The following is a 2,584-nucleotide window of genomic DNA, read 5'->3' as shown; positions in this document are numbered from 1 at the left end:
ACACGCCGGGGCCCTGGCACGGCCCCGGCCTGCGCGACCACCCCGCGACCACCGCCTCGACATGGACGCGCAGGCACCCCGATGCGCTTCTTGCCCTGGAAAGTGCCTCCGGCGGTGGCGGGAAACAGGGATCCCAGCAGTCCTCGAAAGAAGCCACAGATTGAATAGAACAATCACTACGGTAAGGGAGCATTGATCATGGATCACGAGGGACGAGATGAGAGCGCTGCTGCGGATTCCACTGCGATGGCGGAGTCCTTGGCCGAGCCGGCGTTCTTGGTGAACGGGAGTCCGGGGCACATATCCGCGCTGCTGGACGAGGCATCGGAGCCTGCGGCGTGTCTGGGGGCGGCGGTGTATCGGGCGTCGGCACATCTGCACCGGGATGCGGGTGCCGGTGTACGGAGGCAGTTGCTAGCGCTGGACGCCGCCCGGTACGGGGCACGGGAGTTGTCGGCGCGGATCACGGCGGTCGAGGTGGAAGGGGAGCCCACCCCGGGATGGGCGGTTCAGTGGGCCACCGGTACTCGCGTGGATCCTCGGTGTCGGCAGGTCCTGACCGGCCATACCGGCTTCGTGTGGTCGCTGGCGGCAGCAGTAATGGACGGCCGCCTCGTCGCCGGCATCGGCGGCGGCGCTTACAAACCGGTGCGGGTATGGGACTTGGCCACTGGCGAGCCGGTCGGCGAGCCCCTGACCGGCCGTGCTGCCTGGGTGTGGTCGCTGGCGACGGCGGTGGTGGACGGCCGCCCCGTGGCTGTCACCGGCGGCGCCGACGAGACGGTGCGGGTGTGGGACCTGGCCACCGGCCAGCAGGTCGGTAAGCCGCTGACCAGCCACGCCGGCTTTGTGAAGTCGGTGGCGACAGCGGTGGTGGACGGCCGCCCCGTGGCCGTCACCGCCCACAGTGACTATAAATCGGTAGCGGTATGGGACCTGGCCGCCGACGCGCGGGGGCGCATGGTCGCTTGCCTGTCCGGTCATAAGCGCCAGGTGCATGCGGTGGCGACGGCTGTGGTGGACGGCCGCCCGGTGGCCGTCACCGGCAGCGCCGACGCAACGGTGCGGGTGTGGGACCTGGCCACCGGCCAGCAGCTTGGCAAGCCGCTGACCGGCCATGCCGGCTTTGTGGACTCGGTGGCGACGGCTGTGGTGGACGGCCGCCCGGTGGCCGTCACCGGCGGCGCCGACGAGACGGTGCGGGTGTGGGACCTGGCCACCGGCCAGCAGCTTGGCGAGCCGCTGTCCGGCCACACCGGCTCGGTAACGAAGGTGGCGACGGCGGTGGTGGACGGCCGCCCCGTGGCTGTCACCGTCGCCAGCCACGACGCAACCGTGCGGGTGTGGGATCTGGCCGTCGGCGAGCAGGTCGGTGAGCCGCTGACCGGCCATGCCGTGGGGGTGTCGGCGGTGGCGACGGCGGTGGTGGACGGCCGCCCGGTCGTCGTCACCGGCAGCGCCGACGCAACGGTGCGGGTGTGGGATCTGGCTGCCGGCGAGCAGGTCGGTGAGCCGCTGACCGGCCATGCCGTGGGGGTGTCGGCGGTGGCGACGGCGGTGGTGGACGGCCGCCCGGTCGCCGTCACCGCGAGTGGCGCGAACATGCGGGTGTGGGACCTGGCGGCCGGCGAGCAGGTCGGTGAGCCGCTGACCGGCCATGCCGGCTTTGTGAAGTCGCTGGCGACGGCGGTAATGGACGGCCGCCCCGTCGCCGTCACCGCCAGCGCCGACGCAACGGTGCGGGTGTGGGACCTGGCCACCGGCCAGCAGCTTGACAGGCTGACCGGCCATGCCGGCTCGGTAGGAGTGGTGGCGACGGCGGTGGTGGAGGGGAGTCCGGTCGCCGTCACCGGCAGCGCCGACGAGACGGTACGGGTGTGGGACCTGGCTGCCGGCGAGCAGGTCGGTGAGCCGCTGACCGGCCATGCCGGCTTTGTGAAGTCGGTGGCGACGGCGGTGGTGGACGGCCGCCCCGTCGCCGTCACCGCCAGCGCTGACAGGACGGTGCGGGTGTGGGACCTGGCGACTGGCCGGCAGCTTGACGAGCCGCTGACCGAACTTGCTGAGCTCTTGTTCGATCTACAGGCCGTGAAGATGCCCTTGTCCGGCTACGGCGGCCCAGTCCAGGCGCTCGCGACGGCGGTGGTGGACGGCCGCCTGGTCGCCGTCACCGCCCACATCGACGAAACGGTGGTGCGGGTGTGGGACCTAGTCACCGGCGAGGAGCTTGGTGAACCCTTGTTCGGTCATGCCGACTCGGTACAAACGGTGGCGACGGCGGTGGTGGACGGCCGCCTGATCGCCGTCACCGGCAGCGCCGACGCAACGGTGCGGGTGTGGGATCTGGCCACCAGACGACAAGTAGGACCGGAGCTGGTGTTCCCGGATACGGTTCATTCTGTGATGTCGGCGTCGGAAGGTCGCTTGGTGGTGCACTTCGGCCGCGAGGTCGCGGTCCTGGCCCCCCGCCAGGCCGTGTCCGACAAATGATCATGCTGTATCGCGGGGCCACAGGATGAGCGAGGCGGCCAGGGCCTGCGCTTTCTCGGGGTGGCAGGTGACCAGGGTCAGGGCCCCGGCGTGC

General features: G+C 71.1%; 1 protein-coding gene. It reads left to right on the top strand.

What is annotated here, in order from left to right; genetic code table 11:
• Nucleotides 1–246: 246 nt before the first annotated feature.
• The gene (locus ACZ562_RS38280; protein WP_471189326.1) at nt 247–2,490 is read left to right on the top strand and encodes a WD40 repeat domain-containing protein; all 2,244 of its coding nucleotides are present in this window, start codon (nt 247–249) and stop codon (nt 2,488–2,490) included.
• Nucleotides 2,491–2,584 lie beyond the last annotated feature (94 nt).

It is taken from the genome of Streptomyces sp. NPDC040410 (assembly GCF_055595715.1).
The sequence above is the reverse complement of the archived record's forward strand: the minus strand, read 5'-3'. Positions and strand labels throughout refer to the sequence as shown.